This is a genomic window from Pseudomonas sp. TE50-2, from assembly GCF_040813665.1.
Taxonomy (GTDB): Bacteria; Pseudomonadota; Gammaproteobacteria; order Pseudomonadales; family Pseudomonadaceae; genus Aquipseudomonas; species Aquipseudomonas soli.
Genome location: NZ_JBFNXN010000001.1, coordinates 1,202,314 through 1,224,858, shown reverse-complemented (window position 1 = coordinate 1,224,858; position 22,545 = coordinate 1,202,314). Strand labels below are relative to the sequence as shown.

17 protein-coding genes and 2 pseudogenes are annotated in these 22,545 nt (G+C 63.3%); 7 read left to right on the top strand and 12 right to left on the bottom strand.

Annotation, left to right across the window (positions count from 1 at the left end; all coding sequences use genetic code 11):
• Nucleotides 1–13 precede the first annotated feature (13 nt).
• From AAHK21_RS05425 to puuE, 5 genes are all read right to left on the bottom strand, one after another.
• Entirely contained in the window at nucleotides 14–1,369 is a 1,356-nt protein-coding gene (locus AAHK21_RS05425; protein WP_367856655.1) for a nucleobase:cation symporter-2 family protein, read from the bottom strand.
• A gap of 195 nt (nucleotides 1,370–1,564) precedes the next feature.
• Nucleotides 1,565–2,881, bottom strand: a complete 1,317-nt coding sequence (locus tag AAHK21_RS05420; RefSeq protein ID WP_367856654.1) for a urate hydroxylase PuuD — start codon at nucleotides 2,879–2,881, stop codon at nucleotides 1,565–1,567.
• A 55-nt stretch (nucleotides 2,882–2,936) separates the two neighbouring features.
• The gene (locus tag AAHK21_RS05415) at nucleotides 2,937–3,440 is read right to left on the bottom strand and encodes an ureidoglycolate lyase (RefSeq protein WP_046856488.1); all 504 of its coding nucleotides are present in this window, start codon (nucleotides 3,438–3,440) and stop codon (nucleotides 2,937–2,939) included.
• A gap of 103 nt (nucleotides 3,441–3,543) precedes the next feature.
• On the bottom strand, nucleotides 3,544–4,059 hold the full coding sequence (uraD, locus tag AAHK21_RS05410; RefSeq protein WP_046856487.1) for a 2-oxo-4-hydroxy-4-carboxy-5-ureidoimidazoline decarboxylase: 516 nt from the start codon (nucleotides 4,057–4,059) through the stop codon (nucleotides 3,544–3,546).
• Nucleotides 4,059–4,985 (bottom strand): allantoinase PuuE, encoded by a 927-nt coding sequence (gene puuE / locus AAHK21_RS05405; protein WP_367856653.1) that lies wholly within the window; start codon nucleotides 4,983–4,985, stop codon nucleotides 4,059–4,061. Before puuE ends, uraD begins: the two co-directional genes overlap by 1 nt.
• A gap of 366 nt (nucleotides 4,986–5,351) precedes the next feature.
• Between puuE and uraH the strand changes: the two genes are divergently transcribed.
• On the top strand, nucleotides 5,352–5,705 hold the full coding sequence (gene uraH, locus AAHK21_RS05400) for a hydroxyisourate hydrolase (protein ID WP_028692847.1): 354 nt from the start codon (nucleotides 5,352–5,354) through the stop codon (nucleotides 5,703–5,705).
• A gap of 122 nt (nucleotides 5,706–5,827) precedes the next feature.
• On the opposite strand, the gene AAHK21_RS05395 is transcribed toward uraH, so the two are convergent.
• Both AAHK21_RS05395 and AAHK21_RS05390 read right to left on the bottom strand, forming a co-directional pair.
• Nucleotides 5,828–6,178, bottom strand: a complete 351-nt coding sequence (locus tag AAHK21_RS05395; protein ID WP_367859041.1) for a hypothetical protein — start codon at nucleotides 6,176–6,178, stop codon at nucleotides 5,828–5,830.
• A 42-nt stretch (nucleotides 6,179–6,220) separates the two neighbouring features.
• Nucleotides 6,221–6,607 (bottom strand): annotated as a pseudogene (locus AAHK21_RS05390) (RHS repeat-associated core domain-containing protein); the annotation flags it as partial.
• Nucleotides 6,608–6,896: 289 nt separating this feature from the next.
• Between AAHK21_RS05390 and AAHK21_RS05385 the strand changes: the two are divergent.
• Nucleotides 6,897–7,130: pseudogene (locus AAHK21_RS05385) on the top strand (RHS repeat-associated core domain-containing protein); the annotation flags it as partial.
• Nucleotides 7,131–7,605: 475 nt separating this feature from the next.
• Here the strand turns inward: AAHK21_RS05385 and AAHK21_RS05380 are convergent.
• Nucleotides 7,606–8,955 (bottom strand): NCS2 family permease, encoded by a 1,350-nt coding sequence (locus AAHK21_RS05380; RefSeq protein ID WP_312659068.1) that lies wholly within the window; start codon nucleotides 8,953–8,955, stop codon nucleotides 7,606–7,608.
• 355 nt (nucleotides 8,956–9,310) lie between these two features.
• On the opposite strand from AAHK21_RS05380, the gene AAHK21_RS05375 reads away from it, so the two are divergent.
• Together AAHK21_RS05375 and aqpZ are read left to right on the top strand one after the other, a co-directional pair.
• On the top strand, nucleotides 9,311–10,066 hold the full coding sequence (locus AAHK21_RS05375) for a GntR family transcriptional regulator (protein WP_038705701.1): 756 nt from the start codon (nucleotides 9,311–9,313) through the stop codon (nucleotides 10,064–10,066).
• A gap of 145 nt (nucleotides 10,067–10,211) precedes the next feature.
• A complete protein-coding gene (gene aqpZ, locus AAHK21_RS05370; RefSeq protein WP_046856484.1) occupies nucleotides 10,212–10,910 on the top strand; it encodes an aquaporin Z in 699 nt (232 codons plus the stop codon).
• Here aqpZ and guaD read toward each other — a convergent pair.
• From guaD to xdhA, 4 genes are all read right to left on the bottom strand, one after another.
• Complete coding sequence (gene guaD, locus AAHK21_RS05365) at nucleotides 10,907–12,211, bottom strand: guanine deaminase (protein WP_367856652.1); 1,305 nt, start codon at nucleotides 12,209–12,211, stop codon at nucleotides 10,907–10,909. The two genes, aqpZ and guaD, sit on opposite strands and share 4 nt — an antisense overlap.
• Nucleotides 12,212–12,221: 10 nt before the next feature.
• Nucleotides 12,222–13,067, bottom strand: a complete 846-nt coding sequence (gene xdhC / locus AAHK21_RS05360) for a xanthine dehydrogenase accessory protein XdhC (protein WP_312659067.1) — start codon at nucleotides 13,065–13,067, stop codon at nucleotides 12,222–12,224.
• A 64-nt stretch (nucleotides 13,068–13,131) separates the two neighbouring features.
• Nucleotides 13,132–15,531 (bottom strand): xanthine dehydrogenase molybdopterin binding subunit, encoded by a 2,400-nt coding sequence (xdhB, locus tag AAHK21_RS05355; RefSeq protein WP_367856651.1) that lies wholly within the window; start codon nucleotides 15,529–15,531, stop codon nucleotides 13,132–13,134.
• The gene (gene xdhA, locus AAHK21_RS05350) at nucleotides 15,524–16,978 is read right to left on the bottom strand and encodes a xanthine dehydrogenase small subunit (RefSeq protein WP_367856650.1); all 1,455 of its coding nucleotides are present in this window, start codon (nucleotides 16,976–16,978) and stop codon (nucleotides 15,524–15,526) included. Before xdhA ends, xdhB begins: the two co-directional genes overlap by 8 nt.
• Before the next feature lie 272 nt (nucleotides 16,979–17,250).
• Here xdhA and AAHK21_RS05345 point away from each other — a divergent pair, with 272 nt between their 5' ends.
• The 3 genes from AAHK21_RS05345 (at nucleotide 17,251) to zipA (ending at nucleotide 22,498) form a co-directional block, all read left to right on the top strand.
• A complete protein-coding gene (locus AAHK21_RS05345; protein ID WP_023631392.1) occupies nucleotides 17,251–17,910 on the top strand; it encodes a GntR family transcriptional regulator in 660 nt (219 codons plus the stop codon).
• A 3-nt stretch (nucleotides 17,911–17,913) separates the two neighbouring features.
• Complete coding sequence (gene smc, locus AAHK21_RS05340; protein WP_367856649.1) at nucleotides 17,914–21,402, top strand: chromosome segregation protein SMC; 3,489 nt, start codon at nucleotides 17,914–17,916, stop codon at nucleotides 21,400–21,402.
• 205 nt (nucleotides 21,403–21,607) lie between these two features.
• Nucleotides 21,608–22,498 (top strand): cell division protein ZipA, encoded by an 891-nt coding sequence (zipA, locus tag AAHK21_RS05335; RefSeq protein ID WP_046856479.1) that lies wholly within the window; start codon nucleotides 21,608–21,610, stop codon nucleotides 22,496–22,498.
• Nucleotides 22,499–22,545 lie beyond the last annotated feature (47 nt).

The following is a 22,545-nucleotide window of genomic DNA, read 5'->3' as shown; positions in this document are numbered from 1 at the left end:
CGCCCCTGGTCACTCAATGCTGGTGACAGGCATCGTTGTGCGCGGCGCGGTCGGCGCCGCCGAGGATGTTGAACAGCAGGTTCAGCACCAGGGCGCTGAGGGTGGCCATGGCAATGCCACTGTGGGTGATGGGTTCCATCCACTGCGGCATCTGCGCGAAGAACTCCGGCCGCACCACCGGGATCAGGCCAAAGCCGACGCTGACCGCGACCAGCAACTGGTTGCGTCGGTCGGAGATGTCCGCTTCCTGGAGGATCTTGATCCCGGTGGCGGTGACCATGCCGAACATGGCGATGGACGCGCCGCCCAGTACCGCGGGCGGGATCGAAGCAATCAGGAACGCCGCCTTGGGCAGCAGGCTGAGCAGGATCAGCAGCGCGCCGGCCATTACCGTGACGTAGCGGCAGCGTACCCCGGTCATCTGCACCAGGCCGATGTTCTGGGCGAACGAGGAGTGGGTGAAGGTGTTGAAGAAGCCGGCGATGAACGACGCGCCGGCATCGCACAGCAGGCCGCGCCGCAGCATGCCCGGCGTTACTTCACGGTCGGTCACCTTGCCCAGGGCGAGGAACATGCCCGTGGACTCGACGAAGATGATCACCACCACCAGGCACATCGACAGGATCGGCGCCAGGCTGAAGGTCGGCATGCCGAAGTGCAGGGGGGTGACCACCTGCAGCCACGGCGCCTCGTTCAGGCCCGACAGGTCGACCATGCCGATGGATCCGGCGAGCACGTAGCCCAGGCCCATGCCCACCAGTACCGACACGTTGACCCAGAACCCGCGCATGAAGCGGTTGATCAGCAGGATCACCGCCAGCACCAGGCCGGCGACCATCAGGTAGATCGGCGCGCCGAAGGCTTCGGCGTCATGGCCGCCGCCGGCCCAGTTGACCGCCACCGGGAACAGCGACAGGCCGATGGAGGTGATGACCGTGCCGGTCACCAGCGGCGGGAAGAAGCGCACGACCTTGGACATGAACGGCGCGATCAGCATGCCGAAGAACCCGGCGGCGATGGTCGCGCCGAAGATCCCCTGCAGGCCGACACCGGGCATGCCGGCCATGGCCACCATGCTGCCGACGGCGGCGAAGCTGGCGCCCATCATGACCGGCATGCGAATGCCGACCGGGCCGATACCAAAGGATTGGATGATGGTGGCAACGCCGGCGACCAGCAGGTCGGCGTTGATCAGGAAGGCGACTTCTTCGCGGGACAGGCCCGCCGCCTGGCCGATGATCAGTGGCACCGCGATGGCGCCGCCGTACATCAGCAGAACGTGTTGCAGACCCACCAGGATCAGCTGGAACAAGGGCAGGGGCTGTCGTGGCGGCGCAACAGGGATGTACGCCTTGGGTGACTCGGACATGCAGCACCTCGAGTTTTGTTTTTATTCTCGGATCCAAGCGGGCGGCTTCACGTGGCAGGCTCCGGTAAAGGAGGCTGGGGTTTCCGCGTGAAGCCGAACGCTCGATGCTTGCTTGTTACGTAGAGCTTGGAAGCGAGGCCGGGAGTACCGGCCTCATCGCGGGGCAAGCCCGCTCCCACGCAGTCGTGGGGTGTCTCAGTTGACCTGCGCGCCTTTGGCGATCCAGTCGCCGACCAGCTTGCGTTCCTCGACGGTCATCTGGGTGATGTTGCCCAGCGGCATGATCTGGCTGGCGACGGCCTGCGCCTGAATGCGCGCGGCCTGGGCCTGGATCTGCTGCGGGGTGTCGAACATCACGCCGCCAGGTGCGGTGCTGAACAGCGGGCTGGTCGGCTTGGCCGAGTGGCACACGGTGCAGCGTTCCTGGATGACGGTGTGGATCTTGTCGAAGGTTTCACCGCCAGCCTGGGCTGTGGCCTGGGCCGGAGTCTCGGCGGGGGCCGCAGGTTTGGCGGCTTCCTCGGCGCGCAGTTCGGCGGCGGTCTTGCCGCCCACGGCGGTGGCCGGCAGCGGTTGGTACTCGACCTTGGCGGCGGCCTGCTCAGGTGCGCTCGGCAGTGGTTTCGGGCCGGTCACGTACGCCAGGCAGATCATCGCCAGGGCGCCGACAGGCAGGGTCCAGGCGTATTTGTTGCTGTCGTGGCGGGTGTTGAAGTAGTGACGGATCAATACCGCGGCCACCGCGATCCCGGCCAGGATCAGCCAGTTGTACTGGCTGCCGTAGGTGCTCGGGAAGTGGTTGCTGATCATGATGAACAGCACCGGCAGGGTGAAGTAGTTGTTGTGGCGCGAGCGCAGCAGGCCCTTGGCCGGCAGCACCGGGTCGGGGGTCTGGTTGTTCTCGATGGCCGCCACCAGCTGGCGCTGCGCCGGCATGATGATGCGGAACACGTTACCGACCATGATGGTGCCGATGATCGCGCCGGTGTGCAGGTACGCGCCGCGGCCGCTGAACACCAGGCTGAAGCCCCAGCAGGCCGCGATGATCAGCACGAACAGCACGGCGCCGAGCAGCGCCGGCTTCTTGCCCAGGGGCGAGTCGCAGAGAAAGTCGTAGATGAACCAGCCGGCGATCAGCGAGCCAATACCGATGGCCACGCCTTCGGCACCGCTGAGGGTGCTGCCGGGTGCCAGCAGGTACAGGGTCGGGTTCCAGTAGAACACCACGCACAGCAGAGCGATCCCGGACATCCAGGTGAAGTAGGCTTCCCATTTGAACCAGTGCAGGTTCTCGGGCATCTTCGGCGGGGCCAGCTTGTATTTTTCCAGGTGGTAGATACCACCACCGTGGATGGCCCAGAGGTCACCCGACAACCCATCGCGCGGGTTGCTTCGGTTCAGGTGGTTCTCCAGCCAGACAAAGTAGAACGATGCACCGATCCAGGCCACGCCGGTGATCATGTGAACCCAGCGAATGCTCAGGTTCAGCCATTCGTGAAGGTGTGCTTCCACAGTATGTACCTCTCGCCGGTCACGGTTCAGGCGGACCTGGGTGACCGACCTTTTCTTATTGGTGGGGATTGAGGATCAACATCTGTTCCTCGGGGAAGTAATGCTCATCGCAGTTGTTGCCGGAACCACTGCGATCAACCACCAGGAAGTCATCCCGCTTTTCGATCGTCAGCACCGGGTGGTGCCAAACGCCGCGATGGTAATTGATGCCCTGCCTGCCATTACTGCGGAAGGCGCGGACCAAGCCTGATACAGGTGCATCGCCAACTGGCGCGACCACGATCAGAAAGGGGTTGCCGAGCAGCGGGATGAAAGCCTGGCTGCCCAGCGGATGGCGTTCCAGCATGCGCACGGTCAGCGGCATTTCCAGCGCGTCGGCGCGGAAGATGCTGATGATCGCCTTGTCTTCGGGCTCGGCGGTCTCGACCGTGGCGAGCTTGTGGAAGCGCATGGTCGAGCCGTTGTTGATCATGAAGTGGTCGCTGCCGTCGGTTTCGATCACGTCACCGAAGGGGGCGAAGGCTTCTTTGGTCAGGGGCTCGATCATCAGGGTGCGCATGCGGTTATCTCTTCTATTCGTTGTTCTGGATTTTGGTGGCCTGGCGGGCCGGGGCCCTGGGTGCGGACGCGTCACGCACTCGGGCCAGGGCGCTGCCAGTGCCTTACAGCTGCAGCAGGCGGAACAGGGCGATCAGGTTGATCTGCGCCAGGGCTTCCTTGAACTCGGCATCCGTGTCGTTGTGGATGCGCTTTTCGAAGGCGGCGAGGATCTGGTGGCGGTTGCTGCCCTTGACCGCCATGATGAACGGGAACTGGAACTTGGCCTTGTAGGCGTCGTTGAGCTCGGTGAAACGGGCGAACTCTTCAGCGGTGCACTGGTGGATACCAGCGCCGGCCTGTTCGTTGGTGCTCGACTCGGTCAGCTCGCCCTGGATGGCGGCCTTGCCGGCCAGGTCCGGGTGAGCGTTGATCAGTGCCAGCTGCTCGGCATGGCTGGCGCTGAGCAGGATGTCGCTCATGCGTTGATGCAGCGCCTCGATCTCGTCCAGCTCGGCCAGTTGCCCCAGGTCGTAGGCTTTCTCGGCGACCCACGGCGAGTGCTCGTAGATGTCGGCGAAGGCCGCGACGAAGGCGGCGCGGTCCAGGGTGGAGGGCTTGAGGGTCTTGAAGGCAGTCATCAGGCGTTCTCTTTCTTGTACGGGTGGGTGGCGTGCCAGTGGCGGGCGATGTCCACGCGACGGGCGAACCAGACCTGCTCGTGGCTCTTGGCGTAGTCGACGAAGCGCTTGAGCGCGGCCAGGCGCGCCGGGCGGCCGACCAGGCGGCAGTGCAGGCCGATGGAGAGCATCTTCGGTGCCTCGGCGCCTTCCTCGTAGAGCACGTCGAAGGCGTCCTTCAGGTACTGGAAGAACTGCTCGCCGCAGTTGAAGCCCTGCACCTGGGTGAAGCGCATGTCGTTGGTGTCGAGGGTGTAGGGGATCACCAGGTGCGGCTTGCCGGTCGGGTTGTTCGGCTCCCAGTAGGGCAGGTCGTCGTCGTAGGTGTCGCTGTCGTAGAGGAAGCCGCCTTCCTCCATAACCAGGCGCCGGGTGTTCGGACCGGTGCGGCCGGTGTACCAGCCTTGCGGGCGTTCGCCGGTAAGCTCGGTGAGGATGCGGATGGCTTCGAGCATGTGCTCGCGCTCTTGCGCTTCATCCATGTACTGGTAGTCGATCCAGCGGTAGCCGTGGCTGCAGATCTCGTGGCCGGCCTCGACCATGGCGCGGATCACGTTGGGGTGGCGCTGGGCGGCCATGGCCACGGCGAAGATGGTCAGCGGCACGCCGCTGTCCTTGAACAGCTTGAGCAGGCGCCATACGCCAGCGCGGCTGCCGTATTCGTAGAGCGACTCCATGCTCATGTTGCGCGCGCCTTGCAGCGGCTGGGCGGCGACCATCTCGGAGAGGAACGCTTCGGACTCTTTGTCGCCATGCAGGATGTTGCGCTCGCCACCTTCTTCGTAGTTGAGCACGAAGGACAGTGCAATGCGGGCATTCCCCGGCCATTGCGGATGAGGTGGGTTGTTGCCGTAACCGATCAGGTCGCGAGGGTAGTCAGCGCTCACTGCAGTCTTCCTTCTTGTACGTATGTGCGGGTGGTGGGCGGGCCGCGTCGGGATGTCGCACCACCGGATGGACTGATTGTATACAACTTCTTAAATACTTTGTAAGCCTGTTTTTCCGCATTTCTTCCCATTTGTCGCCTGAGAATGGCTTGCAAGAAACCTGCCTGATTGGTCAGCTAATGCCGTGAGGGTCGGCATCGGGCGTGTCTTTGCGACTGATGGAGTGTTCGAGGAGTCTTGACCTGGGATGCACAAAAAATTGTGTACAATCTATCGCTAAACTGTCTTAATGGCTGCATTCCCGCACGGTGCCAGCCTGTTGCCGTGTATTTTTTGCCCACGTAGACGACAAGAGGCGACAAGCAAATGGGACGTTTGACCACACACGTACTGGACGCCGCGCATGGCTGCCCGGGCAGCTCGATCAAGGTCGAGCTGTACCGCGTCGAAGGCCAGCAGCTGGAACTGGTGAACACCGCCCTGACCAACAGCGATGGCCGCGTCGATGCGCCGCTGCTGCAGGGCGACGATTACCGTACCGGCGTCTATCAATTGCAGTTCAGCGCCGGTGACTACTACCGCGCCAAGGGTGTGAAGCTGCCGGACACCGCGTTCCTCGACGTGGTCGTGCTGCGCTTCGGCATCGACGAGCAGCAGGAGCACTATCACGTGCCGCTGCTGATCTCGCCGTACAGCTATTCGACCTATCGTGGAAGCTAGTTGGTCGCTAGAAGAATCTTCGTAGGTCCTTGGCCCGCTCTCACACTGGCGGGCTTTTTTTCGTCTGTACTAAAGGAGGCGTCGACCAGGGAGGGGTGAGCTTGCGCTGTGTGGCCAGATTGTTAGGTTGACGTACTGCGTATATCGGACACGGGCTCAGTTAAAGGCCCATTGGCGACTTTAAGATGTTTGACTTCGAAAAAAGCCTTCTTCGCTTGGTCGATCTGAGTCAATGCTGGCTCTTGCAGGCCATTTCTTAGCACCTGGATGGTTATGCTAGGATAAGAATCATAGTCGTAAATATTGTCTTTTCTGGGGTGCTCTGGTCTCCGTTCCCGCTTGTCGTCCAGCAGTGATGGATCTGGTGAGTTATTGCGTGTTCTGGAATCCTGGATTTGGTCCTGCTTCTTGAGTGCCCCTTTGATTCCTTTGCGCAGCAGTCTTGCCGGGGCGCGGTTGGCGCCCTTGAACATGGCTAAGAACATGTCAAAGAAAAAAGATCGACCCGAATGGTCGGTTCGATTTATGGGGTCGCCAGAACAGTACATATAGCTATTTATACCGCCTTGCGCAAAAGGACTGAGAGCATCAGAGCTGTTGAATCGCATCAATATGGGATTGTACATTCTGTGCCCATTTCCGAGTGGGTATAGGTCTGACACTTGGTCTTGAAGGCAACCCGTAAATCCCAGTAGGCTGTTGCAGGTATTCCTATACCCGAAAGGGGTGTAGGTATACGCGGTTTTTTTTTTGTGTGTGCATGTTAACTCCCTCCGGCCTCGTAGGTGTTTTATCAAGCCTGGATGCTCGCTGCACCTGATAAAAATGGCAGTTTGGCACGGTTTTTGGCGTGCGCTTCTGTTTTTCGGGCAGATTGAACAAGAGCCGACAAGCAATGGCACGTTTCACCCGCAGTAGTGGACTCCGCGCCAACGGCGATGACCGGGTTGACGCGCCGCTGGTGACCTCGCCGTACAGCTATTAGACCTATCGTGTAAGCTAGTTGGTCGCTAGAAGAATCGTTGTAGGTCCTTGCCCCGCTCTGGCGGTTTTTTTCGTCTGTTGTTTTATACATTTCGAGTGTAGTCACTTGCGGGACTGACATTTTTACTAGTACTCGCCCACGAGGGCGCTTGATAGACTCGGGCTTTATGCTGAATTCGAAAAGCTGGCCGAATGGACACCAAAAAAGCTTATTCGCCCTATGGCTATCATCTGCCTAGTCAGGGCACTCTAGCATTCAATGGGGAACGACCGGACTCGGTCACTGGGTGTTACCATTTGGGTAATGGTTATAGAGCGTATGATCCAGTCTTTATGCGCTTCATAAGTCCGGACAGCTTGAGCCCGTTTGCGCGAGGTGGTTTAAATTCTTATGCCTACTGCCTGGGGGATCCAGTGAACAACCAGGACCCAAGCGGCCATGGTGTCTTGGATAGGCTGCTGGGGCGAGTACAGGTCGTTATTAAAAGTCCTACCTTTATTAAGTATTCTGTTGGGTTTCATGCGACAGATGGTTGGAATGTACACTCATTATTGCGCGGACTGGAGCCTGGGTATTCGCGCGAAGGTCGACAATCTCTAGGTAAAGCAACGTATTTTGGTACAACCCGCGAGAAAGTTAAATATTACGAAAAACAGGCTATTGATGGTGTGACCTTGGTGGGGATGGTGCAAGACGATGTCAGTCTGGTCCCGGGTATAGGCTATAAAGCGGATCCGAATGGGGTAATAGCGATTCTGCCGGCGGCCTATGACGTCATCAAAATGGTTAAAGAGGTTCCGTCAGGGGCGGAACTCATCAAGCTCCCTCTAACGGGAATATTTGCACCAAAAAAAACGAAATCAAACCAATCACCAACAAAGGGCGCCGAAGCGCCCTTTGTTGAGGCTGTGAAGATTAGAGAAACACAAACTTAGCGATAAAGATCGCGCACAGCACCCACAGGCTGGCCGAGATCTCCTTGAACTTGCCGGTACCCGCCTTCAGCGCCACGTAGCTGATGAAGCCAAGGGCGATGCCATCAGCCACCGAGAAGGTCAGCGGCATCATGATCACCGTGACGATCGCCGGAATGCTGTCGGTGGCTTCGTCCCACTCGATATGCGCCATGCTGCCCATCATCAGCATCGCCACGTAGATCAGCGCGCCGGCGGTGGCATAGGCTGGAATCATCCCGGCCAGCGGGGCGAAGAACATCGCGGCGATGAACAGGATCCCCACCACCACGGCGGTCAGGCCGGTACGTCCACCTGCAGCGACACCTGCGGCACTTTCCACGTAGCTGGTCACCGGCGGCACGCCGACCACCGCGCCGAACACGCTGGAGGTGCTGTCGGCCTTCAGCGCTCGCGACAGGTTCTCGATGCGCCCGTCCGGTGCCACCAGGTTGGCCCGCTGGGCCACGCCCATCAGCGTGCCAGCGGTGTCGAACATGTGCACGAACAGGAACGCCAGCACCACGCTGATCATGCTGACGTTGAACACGCCGACCACGTCCATGGCCATCCAGGTCGGTGCCAGGCTCGGCGGCATCGACACCACCCCGCCGAACTTGACCAGGCCCAGGCCCCAGCCGGCCAGGGTGACGCCGATGATGCTGATCAGGATCGCGCCGAACACGCGCTTGTAGCTGAGGATCGCGATCAGCAGGAAGCACACGGCCGCCAGCAGCGGGCCGGGCTCATGCAGCGAGCCCAGCTTGACCAGGGTTGCCGGGCTGTCGACGATGATGCCGGCGGTCTTCAAGCCGATCAGCCCGAGGAACAAGCCGACGCCGGCCCCCATGGCATGGCGCAGGCTCAGCGGGATGCTGTTGAGCAGCCACTCACGCACGCGCGAAACGGTCAGGAACATGAACAGCACGCCCGAGACGAACACCGCCCCCAGCGCCGTTTCCCAGTTGTAGCCCATGGTGCCGACCACGGTGTAGGTGAAGAAGGCATTGAGCCCCATGCCCGGTGCCAGGCCGACCGGCCAGTTGGCGTACAGGCCCATCAGCAGGCAGCCGAGGGCGGCGGCGATGCAGGTGGCGACGAACGCCGCGCCGTGGTCGATGCCGGCGTCGGCCATGATGTTGGGGTTGACGAAGATGATGTAGGCCATGGTGATGAAGGTGGTCACCCCGGCGATCAGCTCGGTGCGGACAGTGCTGCCATGCTGCTTGAGTTTGAAAATCCGCTCCAGCCAGCCCGTTTCGAGCGGTGGGGCGAGATCCAGCGTAGGTGCTTCGGATTTGCGGCTTTCCACAGCGAGTACTCCTCAAGTCTTTCTTGTTGTTCGAAGCCTGGTCCTGAGCCATGCACTGGGGGGCTTCGCGAGGGGGTGTGGCAGACGTCCGACCATTTTGTTGACTTTTGGGTCAGGAAGTTGCTCGCAGGATTATGCGTTTGTGTACAAAGAATGCAAATAATGTTTTATCTTTTGTGCTCACAAACTGCCGTACAACGGCTATATAGGTAAAAGGCCACCTGCAGAAACGGGTCAGCCTGTGTACAATGGCGCCATACCTTGGCCCCTTTTCTTCTTCCAGGACTTGCCATCCCCCCGCTGACCGGTATTACAGTCACGGTCCGACTGGCAGATCCTTTGTGCTCGAGAGCCCATGAACGAACAGCTGCAACCTCTGAAAAAACCTGTGCGCACTGGCAAGGCCGGCCGCAGCGGTACCCAGGACGACATCGTCTACGCGCATATCTTCGAGGCGATCCTCGAGCAGCGTCTGGCACCGGGCACCAAGTTGAGCGAGGAAGCACTGGGCGAGATCTTCGGCGTCAGCCGCACCATCATCCGCCGCGCCCTGTCGCGCCTGGCCCATGAAAGCGTGGTGCTGTTGCGGCCCAACCGTGGTGCGGTGGTGGCCAGCCCCACGGTCGAGGAGGCGCGGCAGGTGTTCTTCTCGCGGCGCATGGTCGAGCGCGCCATCACCGAGCTGGCCGTGCAGCACGCCACCCTCGAACAGCTCAACGAACTGCGCCAGATGGTCCGCGAGGAGCGTGACAGCTTCTCCCGTGGTGACCGTGGCGCCGGTATCCGCCTGTCCGGCGAGTTCCACCTCAAGCTGGCCGAAGCCGCCGGCAATGCGCCACTGGTGAGCTTCCAGCGCAGCCTGGTGTCGCAGACTTCGCTGATCATCGCCCAGTACGAAAGCGGCAACCGTTCGCACTGCTCGTACGATGAGCACATGCAGCTGATCGACGCAATCGAGGCCCGTGATGCCGAGCAGGCGGTAAGCCTGATGATGCATCACATGGACCATATCGACAGCAAGCTCAACCTCGACGAGGAGAGCGCCTCGGACGACCTGCACGCGGTGTTCTCCCACCTGCTGAAAAAGCCCAAGGCTACCGCCAAGGGTTGATCGTTTGCTTGTATGAAAGGGCCGCTTTGCGGCCCTTTGTCGTTACTGGCTACTGGCCAAAGCTCTGCTAGATTTTCCTCAGCAAACCTTCATCAAGCAGTTGGGCTTGCGCAGTCGTTGCGTCCAATTACTTGAGGAATGGTCCATGAGTTCATCCCTGGGTGTGCGCATGGGTGCCGAGCTGGTCGGCACCTTCTGGTTGGTCCTGGGTGGTTGCGGCAGTGCGGTGCTGGCCGCCAGCTCGCCTGTCGGCATCGGTGTCCTGGGTGTCGCCTTCGCTTTCGGCCTTACCGTCCTGACCATGGCATTCGCCATCGGCCATATCTCCGGTTGCCACCTCAATCCCGCCGTGTCGTTCGGGCTGGTGGTGGGGGGACGATTCCCGGCAAAAGAGTTGCTGCCCTACGTGATTGCCCAGGTGGTCGGCGCGATCCTCGCCGCGGCGGTGATCTACTTCATCGCCACTGGCAAGGCCGGTTTCGAGGTGGGTAACGGCATGGCGTCGAATGGTTATGGCGAACACTCGCCCGGCGGCTACACCCTGGCCGCAGGCTTCGTCAGCGAAGTGGTGATGACCGCGATGTTCCTGATGATCATCATGGGCGCCACGGACGCCCGGGCACCGGCCGGGTTCGCGCCGATCGCCATTGGCCTGGCGCTGACCTTGATCCACCTGATCTCGATCCCGGTCACCAACACCTCGGTGAACCCGGCGCGCAGCACCGGGCCTGCGCTGTTCGTCGGTGGCTGGGCGCTGCAGCAACTCTGGCTGTTCTGGCTGGCACCGCTGATCGGCGCGGCGATCGGCGGTGCGCTTTATCGAGGCCTGGCGAAACAGCCTTAGCGCTGGTGCACGCAACGCCCGGCGGCGTAGGTCTCGCGCACGGTGCGGTCGTCGCCCAGGGTGGTGAGCACGAACAAGGTCTCCTCGATGCTCCTGGACTGCTGCAGGCGGTAGTCCAGCAACGGGGTGGCCTTGTAGTCGAGCACCACGAAGTCGGCGTCGTTGCCCGGGCGCAGGCTGCCGATGCGGTCGTCCAGGCGCAGGGCGCGGGCACCGCCGAGGGTGGCCAGGTACAGCGACTTGTACGGGTGCAGGCGCGCGCCTTGCAGCTGCATCACCTTGTACGCCTCGTTCAGGGTGTTGAGCAGCGAGAAACTGGTGCCGGCGCCGACATCGGTGCCCAGGCCGACGTTGACCTTGAAGCGCTCGGCCTGGGGCAGGTTGAACAGGCCGCTGCCGAGGAACAGGTTGGAGGTCGGGCAGAAGGCGATGGCCGAACCGGTTTCGGCCAGGCGCTGGCACTCGTCGTCGCACAGGTGCACGCCGTGGGCGAACACCGAGCGCTCGCCGAGCAGCTCGAAGTGGTCATAGACGTCCAGGTAGCCTTTCTGCTCGGGGAACAGTTCCTTGACCCAGTCGATTTCCTTGAGGTTTTCCGACAGGTGGGTGTGCATGTACACGCCCGGGTGCTCCTTGAGCAACTGGCCGGCCACGCTCAACTGTTCCGGCGTGCTGGTCGGCGCGAAGCGCGGGGTGACCGCGTAGTGCAGGCGGCCCTTGCCGTGCCAGCGCTCGATCAGCATCTTGCTGTCGCGGTAGCTGGACTCGGCGGTATCGGTCAGGTAATCCGGGGCGTTGCGGTCCATCATCACCTTGCCGGCGATCATGCGCAGGTCCAGGCGCTCGGCCTCCTCGAACAGGGCGTTGACCGACTCGGGGTGCACGCTGCCGAACACCAGCGCGGTGGTGGTGCCGTTGCGCAGCAGTTCGGTGAGGAAGATCTTCGCCACCTGGTCGGCATGGGCCTTGTCGGCGAACTGCTTTTCGCAGGGGAAGGTGTAGGTGTTCAGCCAGTCCAGCAGCTGCTCGCCGTAGGAACCGATCATGCCGGTCTGCGGGAAGTGGATATGGGTGTCGATGAAGCCCGGGGTGATCAGGGCGTCCTGGTAGTGTTGCACCGGGATGTCGGCGTCGAGGGTCGGCAGCAGCTCGCTGGCATGACCCAGGGCACTGATGCGGCCGTCATCGACTACCAGCAGGCCGTCTTCATAGTATTCGCAGGACGCCTCCAGGCCGACCTCGGCGGGGTCGGCGATGCTGTGCAGGATGGCGGCTCGGTAGGCTTTGCGGGTTGCGCTCATGGGGCTCTCGTCAAAGGGTCTGGCTGCGTCGCGAGGACGGCAGCAACTGGGCGATGGGGCCTGAATTGGCGGCAGCGTCGTGCTGGCCGAAGCAGGCGTTGTAGGTGGCAATGATTTCGGCGGCGATGGACACGGCGATCTCGATCGGCAGCTTGCCCTTGACCTCGGCCAGGCCCATCGGGCAGCGCATGCGCGCCATCAGCGCGTCTTCGAAGCCGCGCTCGCGCAGGCGGTGCTCGAACTTGACACGCTTGGTCTTCGAACCGATCAGGCCGAACCAGGTGAAGTCGTTGCGCTTGAGGATCGCGGCGGTCAGCTCCAGGTCCAGCTGGTGGTTATGGGTCATGACGATGCAGTAGCTGCCGGCGGGCAGGTCGGCGACTTCGTCGACCGGCTCTTCGCTGACGATCTTGCTCACCCCGTCGGGGATGAGCGCGGGGAACTCCTGCTCGCGCGAATCGATCCAGCGCACCCGGCAGGGCAGCGCGGCGAGCAAGGGTACCAGAGCGCGGCCGACATGGCCCGCGCCGAACACGGCGATCTCGGCCTGCACGCCACTCATCGGCTCGAACAGCAGCACGGTGGCGCCGCCGCAGCACTGGCCGAGGCTGGCGCCGAGGCTGAAGCGCTCCAGATGCGGGGTGCTGCGGTGTTCCGCGAGCATCTGCCGGGCGATGTGCAGGGCCTTGAACTCCAGGTGACCGCCGCCGATGGTGTCGTACAGCGCGCTGGCGCTGACCACCATTTTCGAGCCGGCGTTGCGCGGAGTGGAGCCGCGCTCCTCGATGATGGTCACCAACACGCAGGGTTCGCCACGGGCTTGGTGGTCGGCGAGGGCGTTGATCCATTGGTGCATGTCTTCAGTCCTCCTCGGTCCCCTGTAGGCGCAACGCAAGGTCGCACCTACAGGGAGCGTGGCGTCAGTGCGTCACAGGTTCCAGTTGCTGTTCGGCAGGTTGCGCCGCCGTTACCGCCTTGCGCATCTGCTCGCAACCCCACAACACCCGCTCCGGCGTCGATGGCGCGTCGATGTTCGGTTGTACGCGGTAGTCGGCGATGCTCGCCACCGCGTCCTTGATCGCGCACCAGGCGGCAATGCCGAGCATGAATGGCGGCTCGCCCACGGCCTTGGAATGGAACACGGTGTCCTCGGGGTTCTTGCGGTTCTCCACCAACTTGACGCGCATGTCGATCGGCATGTCGGCCACTGCCGGGATCTTGTAGCTGGCCGGGCCGTTGGTCATCAGCTTGCCCTTGGCGTTCCACACCAGCTCCTCGGTGGTCAGCCAGCCCATGCCCTGGACGAAGCCACCCTCCACCTGGCCGATGTCGATGGCCGGGTTCAGCGAGTCGCCCACGTCATGCAGGATGTCGGCGCGCAGCATCTTGTACTCGCCGGTGAGGGTATCGACTATCACCTCCACGCAGGCGGCGCCGAAGGCGAAGTAGTAGAACGGGCGGCCACGGGCCTGGTTGCGGTCGTAGAAAATCTTCGGCGTACGGTAGAAACCGGTGGTCGACAGCGATACCTGGGCGAAGTAAGCCTGCTGCACCAACTGCTCGAAGCTGACGATCTGCTCGCGCACGCGCACATGGCCGTTGCGGAACTCGACGTCTTCCTCGGTGACGTTGTAGTGCCGGGCGGCGAACTCGGTCAGGCGCTTCTTGAGGATCTCGGCGGCGTTCTGCGCTGCCTTGCCGTTCAGGTCGGCGCCGCTGGAGGCGGCGGTGGGCGAGGTGTTGGGCACCTTGTCGGTATTGGTGGCGGTGATCTGAATACGGTTGAAGTCGACCTGGAACACCTGCGCCACCACCTGCGCGACCTTGGTGTTCAGGCCCTGGCCCATCTCGGTGCCACCGTGGTTGAGGTGGATGCTGCCGTCGGTATAGATGTGGATCAAGGCACCTGCCTGGTTGAGGAAGGTGGCGGTGAACGAGATGCCGAACTTCACCGGGGTCAGCGCCAGGCCCTTCTTCAGCACCGGGCTGTTGGCGTTGAAGCGGCGGATCGACTCGCGGCGCTCATGGTAGTCGCTGCTGGCCTCGAGCTCTGCGGTCATCTCCTCGAGCATGTTGTGCTCGACGGTCTGGTAGTAGTGGGTGACGTTGCGTTCGGTCTTGCCGTAGTAGTTGGCCTTGCGCACCGCCAGCGGGTCGAGGGCCAGGTGACGGGCGATATGGTCCATCACCTGCTCGATGGCGACCATCCCTTGCGGGCCGCCGAAGCCGCGGTAGGCGGTGTTGGACGCAGTGTTGGTCTTGCAGCGGTGGCCGTGCACCGTGGCATCGCCCAGGTAGTAGGCGTTGTCGGAGTGGAACATGGCGCGGTCGACGATCGAGCCGGACAGGTCCGGCGAGTAGCCGCAGTTACCGGCCAGGTCGAAATTGATCCCGTGCAGGCGGCCGCTGTCGTCGAAGCCGACGTCGTATTCCACGTAGAACGGGTGACGCTTGCCGGTCATGGTCATGTCTTCGACCCGCGGCAGGCGCATCTTGGTCGGCTGGCCGGTCAGGCGGGCGATCACCGCGCACAGGCACGCGGGGCTGGCGGCCTGGGTTTCCTTGCCGCCGAAACCGCCACCCATGCGGCGCATGTCGACGACGATCTTGTGCATCGGCACGTCGAGCACCTCGGCCACCAGCTTCTGCACCTCGGTGGGGTTCTGCGTCGAGCAGTAGACGATCATGCCGCCATCTTCGCCGGGCATCACCGAGCTGATCTGGGTCTCCAGGTAGAAGTGTTCCTGGCCGCCGATGTGCAGGGTGCCCTGGATGCGGTGCGGGGCACTGGCCAATGCAGCAGCCGAGTCGCCGCGCTGGTGGGTGTGGCTGTCGAGCACGAAATGCTTCTTGCGCAGGGCTTCGACCACATCGAGCACCGGCTCCAGGTCTTCGTACTCGACGATTGCCGCCATGGCGGCGCGTCTTGCAGTCTCGAGATCGCAGGCGGCCACGGCGAGCACCGGCTGGCCGAAGAACTCGACCTTGTCGATGGCCAGCAACGGGTCGCCAGCCACCACTGGGCCGATATCCTTGAGCCCCGGGATGTCCTCATGGGTGATGGCGATGCGCACGCCTTCGAACTGGTAGCAGGGCGTGGTGTCGATGCGCAGGATGCGCGCATGGGCGCGGTCGGCGGTGCGTGCATAGACGTGCAGCTGGTTGGGGAATTCCAGGCGGTCGTCGATGTACACCGCCTCGCCGGCCACGTGCTTGTCGGCGCTGTCGTGCTTGAGGCTGCGGCCGACCCCGGTGGTCAGGTCCTGGCTGAACAATGCGGCCATCTCGGCCTGGCTCTTGACGGCGTGATGGTTAGACATAAGCGGTCACCCGGGTTTCGATATGCGGCGTTTGCAGTTCGATGAAGTACTTGCGCAGCAGGTTCTGCGCGGTCAGCAGGCGGTACTCGCGGCTGGCGCGGAAGTCGCTGAGCGGGGTGAAGTCCTCGGCCAGGGCCTGGCAGGCGCGTTCGACGCTGGCCTGGTTCCAGGGCTTGCCGCGCAGCGCGGCTTCGCAGGCGCGGGCGCGTTTCGGGATTGCCGCCATGCCGCCAAAGGCGATGCGCACGCCGCTGACCACACCGTTCTCGATGCTCAGGTTGAACGCCGCGCACACCGCGGAAATATCATCGTCCAGGCGCTTGGACACCTTGTAGGCGCGGAAGGCCCAGTCGTTGCTGGCGCGCGGCACGATGATCTTCTCGATGAACTCGCTGTCCTGGCGTGCAGTGATGCGGTAGTCGATGAAGTAGTCTTCCAGCGCCAGGGTGCGCTGGCGCTCGCCCTGGCGCAGGACGATCTGCGCGTCGAGGGCGATCAACAGAGGTGGCGAGTCACCGATCGGCGAGGCGTTGCCGATATTGCCGCCCAAGGTGCCCTGGTTGCGGATCTGCAGCGAGGCGAAGCGGTGCAGCAGGTCGCCGAAGTCGGGGTATTCCTCGTTGAGCGCGGTGTAGCAGTCGGTCAGCGGGGTCGCGGCGCCGATTTCCAGGTGGCTGGCGGTCTTGTCGATGCGCTTGAGCTCGGCGACGTGGCCGACATAGATCATCACCGGCAGGGTGCGGTGGAACTGGGTGACTTCCAGCGCCAGGTCGGTACCGCCGGCCAGCAGGCGCGCCTCGGGGTGCGAGCTGTACAGGTCGGCCAGGTCGGCCACGGTCAGCGGCACCAGGCAGCGCTTGTCGCCGCTGTTGAGCTCGCCGGTCTGTTGCGGGGCGATGGCCTTGAGGCGGGCGATGGTCTGCGCCTGCTGGGCGTCGAACTGGTCGCGGCAGGGGCGTGCGCAGCTCTGCTCGGCGGCCTCGAGGATCGGCCGGTAGCCGGTGCAGCGGCACAGGTTGCCGGCCAGGGCCTCCTGGGCCTGGTGCAGGTCGTGGCCTTGGCTGTTCTTCTGCAGGGCGAACAGCGACATGACGAAACCGGGCGTGCAGAAACCGCATTGCGAACCGTGGCAGTCGGCCATGGCCTTTTGCACGCTGTGCAGTTCGCCCTGGTGCTTGAGACCCTCGACGCTGATCAGTTGCTTGCCATGCAGGGAAGAGACAAACGTCAGGCACGAGTTGAGGCTGCGGTAGCGGATGTTGTCGCCGCCCTTGTCGTCCTGCACAAGTTCGCCGACAGCCACGGTGCAGGCACCGCAGTCGCCACTGGCGCAGCCTTCCTTGGTGCCGGGTTTGCCCAGGTGCTCGCGCAGGTACTGCAGCACCGTCATGTTCGGGTCCAGGGCGTGCTCGCTGCGCAGCTCCTGGTTGACGAGAAACTGGATCACGGGGGAGGGCCTCGCAATGGTTTTATTGTTGTTCCGGCGGACTCTAAGCAAGGGCTGACCTCTGGGTCAATAATTTTCTGACTCAAAGGTCAAGAATTTGCACGAAGGCCTTCCGGACCGCCTCATCGAGCCTTTTCCAAAGCATAGTTCGCGCCGTGTAGGAAAGTTGACCCGCCAGTCGCAGAAAGCACGCAGTCCCGCTGCGCGAGCGCCTGGCAAGTGCGCTACAATCGCGCCCTTGTGCACAGCTACCCAGATTGCGAAGGAAAACCATGACGTTCAAGGCGCCGGACAGCCTCTCCGAGCAAATTGCCCACTACCTGGCCGAGCGGATCATCCGCGGCGAACTCGCACCCGGCGAGCGCATCCAGGAGCAGAAGGTCACCCAGGCCCTCAACGTCAGCCGCGGTTCGGTGCGCGAGGCGCTGCTCATCCTCGAGCGCCGGCACCTGGTGGCCATCCTGCCGCGCCGTGGCGCCCATGTGACCGAACTCGACGAGAACAGCGTGCGCAGCCTGTGCGCCCTGATGGGCGAGTTCTACATCCTGCTGGGCAACGCCGTCGCCCAGCATTGGCGCACCGAGGGCGACCTGCGCCCGTTCCTGGACATTCAGCAGCGCCTCAAGCAGGCCCATGCCGGCAAGGACATCAAGGCCTTCGTCGGCGACAGCTTCGCGGTGATGCGCGCCGCCTATCCGTTCGCCAACAACCCGTACCTGCAGGAAACCGTCGAGAACCTGCAGCCGGCCATGAGCCGCGCCTACTACCTGGCCCTGGACCAGCGCCAGGCCAACATGGTCGATTACCTGGAGCTGTTCGCCCGCCTGCTCGAAGCCGTGGTCGCCCGCGACCTGCCGCGCATCCGCGAGGTGCTCACCGCCTATTGCCAGCGCAGTTGCGAACTGGTGCTGGCGGCGCTGGCGCGAGTCTGACCGGTGCGCCTGAAGTGCATCCGCCTGGCCGGGTTCAAGTCGTTCGTCGACCCGACCACGGTCAACTTCCCCAGCAACATGGCCGCCGTGGTCGGCCCCAACGGCTGCGGTAAATCCAACATCATCGACGCGGTGCGCTGGGTGATGGGCGAGAGTTCGGCGAAGAACCTGCGTGGCGAGTCGATGACCGATGTCATCTTCAACGGCTCCACCAGCCGCAAGCCGGTCAGCCAGGCCAGCATCGAGCTGGTGTTCGACAACAGCGACAACAGCCTGGTGGGCGAGTACGCCGCCTACGCCGAGATCTCGATCCGCCGCAAGGTCACCCGCGACGGGCAGAACACCTATTACCTGAACGGCACCAAGTGCCGGCGCCGCGATATCACCGATATCTTCCTCGGCACCGGCCTGGGGCCGCGCAGCTATTCGATCATCGAGCAGGGCATGATCAGCAAGCTGATCGAGGCCAAGCCCGAGGAGCTGCGCAACTTCATTGAGGAAGCGGCGGGCATCTCCAAGTACAAGGAGCGTCGCCGCGAGACCGAGAGCCGCATCCGCCGCACCCAGGAAAACCTCGCGCGCCTGACCGACCTGCGCGAAGAGCTGGAACGCCAGATCGAGCGCCTGCACCGCCAGGCCCAGGCTGCCGAGAAATACCGCGAGTACAAGGCCGAGGAGCGGCAGCTCAAGGCACGCCTGGCAGCCCTGCGCTGGCGCGACCTGGATGATCGGGTGCGCCAGCGCGAGACGGTGATCGGCGACCAGGAGGTCGCCTTCGAGGCGCTGGTGGCCGAACAGCGCAACGCCGACGCCAGCATCGAGCGACTGCGCGACGGTCACCATGAGTTGTCCGAACGCTTCAACCAGGTGCAGGGCCGCTTCTATTCGGTGGCCGGCGATATCGCTCGCGTCGAGCAGAGCATCCAGCATGGCCAGCAGCGTCTGCGCCAGTTGCAGGACGACCTCAAGGAAGCCGAACGCAGCTGCCTGGAAACCGAATCGCACCTGGGGCACGACCGCACCTTGCTGGCGACCCTCGGCGAAGAATTGGCGATGCTCGAACCGGAGCAGGAGCTGACCCTGGCCGCGGCCGAGGAAGCCGCCGCGACCCTGGAGGAAGCTGAGCTTGGCATGCATGGCTGGCAGGAGCAGTGGGACGGCTTCAACACCCGCTCCGCCGAGCCGCGCCGTCAGGCCGAGGTGCAGCAGGCGCGCCTGGCGCAGCTCGAATCCAGCCTGGAGCGCCTGGCCGAGCGCCAGCGCAAGCTGGGCGAGGAGGGCGAGCAGCTAGGTGGTGATACCCAGGACACCGAGACGTCCGATCTGGGCGAGCAAGTGGCCAGCAGCGAGTTGCTGCTCGAAGAGCTGCACCTGCAAGAGCAGCAGGTGGTCGAGCGCCTGGAAGGGTTGCGCGAACAATTGCAGCAGACCAGCCAGGCGCAACAGCAACAGCAGGGTGATCTGCAGCGCCTGGGCGGGCGCCTGGCCTCGCTGGAGGCCTTGCAGCAGGCTGCGCTGGAGCCCGGTGTGGGTGCCTCCGACTGGCTGCGCGCCCAGGGTCTGGAGCAGCGCCCGCGCCTGGCCGAGGGGCTGCGGGTCGAGCCCGGCTGGGAGCTGGCGGTGGAAACCGTGCTTGGCGCCGACCTGCAGGCAGTGCTGCTGGACGACTTCGCCGGCCTGGACTTTGCCGCGCTGGAGCAGGGCGATTTGCGCCTGCTGCTGGCCGGGGGCGAGGGCCCGCGTGTTCCCGGCAGCCTGCTCGACAAGGTCGAGGGGCGGGCCGATCTGTCGGCCTGGTTGGGGCAGGTCAGGCCGGTTGAAACGCTGGAGCAGGCGTTGGCGCAGCGAGCGTCGCTGGCTGCTGGGCAGAGCCTGGTCAGCCGCGACGGATACTGGGTCGGGCGGCATTTCCTGCGGGTCAGCCGCGGTGGTGAATCCCAGGGCGGCGTGCTGGCCAGGGGCCAGGAAATTGAACGCCTGGCCCAGGAGCAACTGGAGCAGGAGGCGTCGCTCGAACAGCTTGACGAGCAACTGCAGCGTCTGCGTGAACAACAGCTCGACCTGGAGGAGCAGCGCGAGCAATTGCGCCGTCGTAGCCAGGACGAGAGCCGCCAGCACGGTGAACTCAAGGCGCGCCTGTCCGCTGGCCGGGCCCGCGCCGAACAACTCGAACTGCGCCGCCGACGCTTGCACGAAGAGTTGGCCGAGCTCCAGGAACAGCGCGCCCTGGAGCACGAGCAGTTGGGCGAGGCACGCCTGCTGTTGCAGGAATCCCTCGACCTGATGGCCCAGGACACCGAGCAGCGCGAGCAACTGATGGCGCGCCGCGACACCCTGCGCGAAGGCCTCGACCGGGTCCGCCAGGAGGCCCGCCAGCACAAGGATCATGCCCATCAACTGGCCGTGCGCCTGGGCTCGTTGCGCGCCCAGCACGACTCGACCCGCCAGGCGCTCGAGCGCCTGGAGCAGCAGGCCGCGCGCCTGAACGAGCGTCAGGAGCAACTGAACCTGAATCTCGAGGAGGGCGAGGCGCCGCTCGAAGAGTTGCGCCTGAAACTCGAGGAACTGCTCGAGCGCCGCATGAGTGTCGACGAAGAAATGCGCCAGGCGCGGCTGCACATGGACGAGGCGGACCGCGAACTGCGCGATGCTGAGCGCCGCCGCACCCAGGCCGAGCAGCAGGCCCAGTTGCTGCGCGGCCAGCTGGAGCAGCAGCGCCTGGAGTCCCAGGGGCTGGACGTGCGGCGCAAGACCTTGCAGGAGCAACTGCTCGCCGACGGCTACGATCTGCAGGGCGTGCTCGCCACGCTCGAGGCCGAGGCCAGCGAGCAGGGGACCGAACAGGCCCTGGAGCAGGTCGAGGCGCGTATCCAGCGCCTGGGCGCGATCAACCTGGCGGCCATCGAAGAGTACGAGCAGCAGTCCGAGCGCAAGCGCTACCTGGATGCCCAGGACGCCGACCTGGTCGAGGCACTGGAGACCCTGGAAAACGTCATCCGCAAGATCGACAAGGAAACCCGCAATCGCTTCAAAGATACCTTTGATCAGATAAATGCCGGATTACAGGCACTTTTCCCAAAAGTTTTCGGTGGCGGCAGCGCTTATCTGGAACTGACGGGCGAAGATCTACTCGATACAGGGGTGACGATCATGGCGCGCCCGCCGGGCAAGAAGAACAGCACCATCCATCTGCTGTCCGGCGGCGAGAAGGCACTGACGGCCCTGGCCCTGGTGTTCGCCATCTTCAAGCTGAACCCGGCGCCGTTCTGCATGCTCGACGAGGTCGACGCGCCTTTGGACGATGCCAACGTCGGGCGCTATGCGCGCCTGGTCAAGGAAATGAGCGAGACCGTGCAATTCATCTACATCACCCACAACAAGATCGCCATGGAAATGGCCGACCAGCTGATGGGGGTGACCATGCACGAGCCGGGTTGTTCACGTCTTGTAGCAGTTGATGTGGAAGAGGCTATGGCCATGGTCGATGCGTAAGGGGTAAAGAAAGGGTGTGAACATGTAGGCAAAAGCCTCAGCAGACGCGACAGACGGTGTAAAGTTGCCTTTGGTCGTGCTAGCTTAATGTCACTTGTTTTTTGCGTGGGTAAAACGCCTGTCAGAACATAGAGTTGGCGCCACGTGTTAAAGGCCTTTGAAGCCTTTGTTTTCAAGCATATTTTTTATAGAGGCACGGGATTACATGGAAATCGGTCTGCGCGAGTGGCTGATCGTCATCGGCATCATTGTCATCGCCGGTATTCTTTTCGACGGCTGGCGCCGCATGCGCGGCGGCAAGGGCAAGTTGAAGTTCCGTCTGGACCGTAGCTACGCCAACGCCCCGGACGACGACAGCGGCGGCGCCGAGGTGCTCGGCCCTTCGCGTGTGCTGGAAACCCATAAAGAGCCCGAGCTGGATGAGAGCGACCTGCCATCGGTCAGCGCCCCGGTGCGGGAGCGCGAACGCGAGCGTGAAGCCAAACCGGCCAAGGCCAAGCGCGGCAAGCGCAACAACAGCGAGCAGCAACAGGGCGACCTGAAGCTGGCCGCCGAGCCGCGTGAACCGGACCTGTTCGATACTGGCGACGACGACTTCGCCGCCGACAACACCCGCAACAGTGGTTTTACTGCCGCGTCCACGCCGGCCAAGGAGCTGCCGCCGGCCGAAGAAGTGCTGGTGATCAGCGTCATCTCCCGCGACGAAGGCGGTTTCAAGGGCCCGGCGCTGTTGCAGAACATCCTGGAAAGCGGCCTGCGCTTCGGCGAGATGGACATCTTCCATCGCCACGAGAGCATGGCCGGCCACGGCGAAGTGCTGTTCTCCATGGCCAATGCGGTCAAGCCCGGCGTGTTCGATCTGGACGACATCGACCATTTCAGCACCCGTGCGGTGAGCTTCTTCCTCGGCCTGCCAGGCCCGCGTCACCCCAAGCAGGCCTTCGACGTGATGGTCGCCGCCGCCCGCAAGTTGGCCCACGAGCTCAATGGCGAGCTCAAGGATGACCAGCGCAGCGTGCTGACCGCCCAGACCATCGAGCACTACCGCCAGCGCATCGTCGAGTTCGAGCGCCGCGCCCTGACGCAGAAACGCTGATACACCCGAGCGGGCGGACCCTGCCTCGGTCCGCGCCGCGATGATTG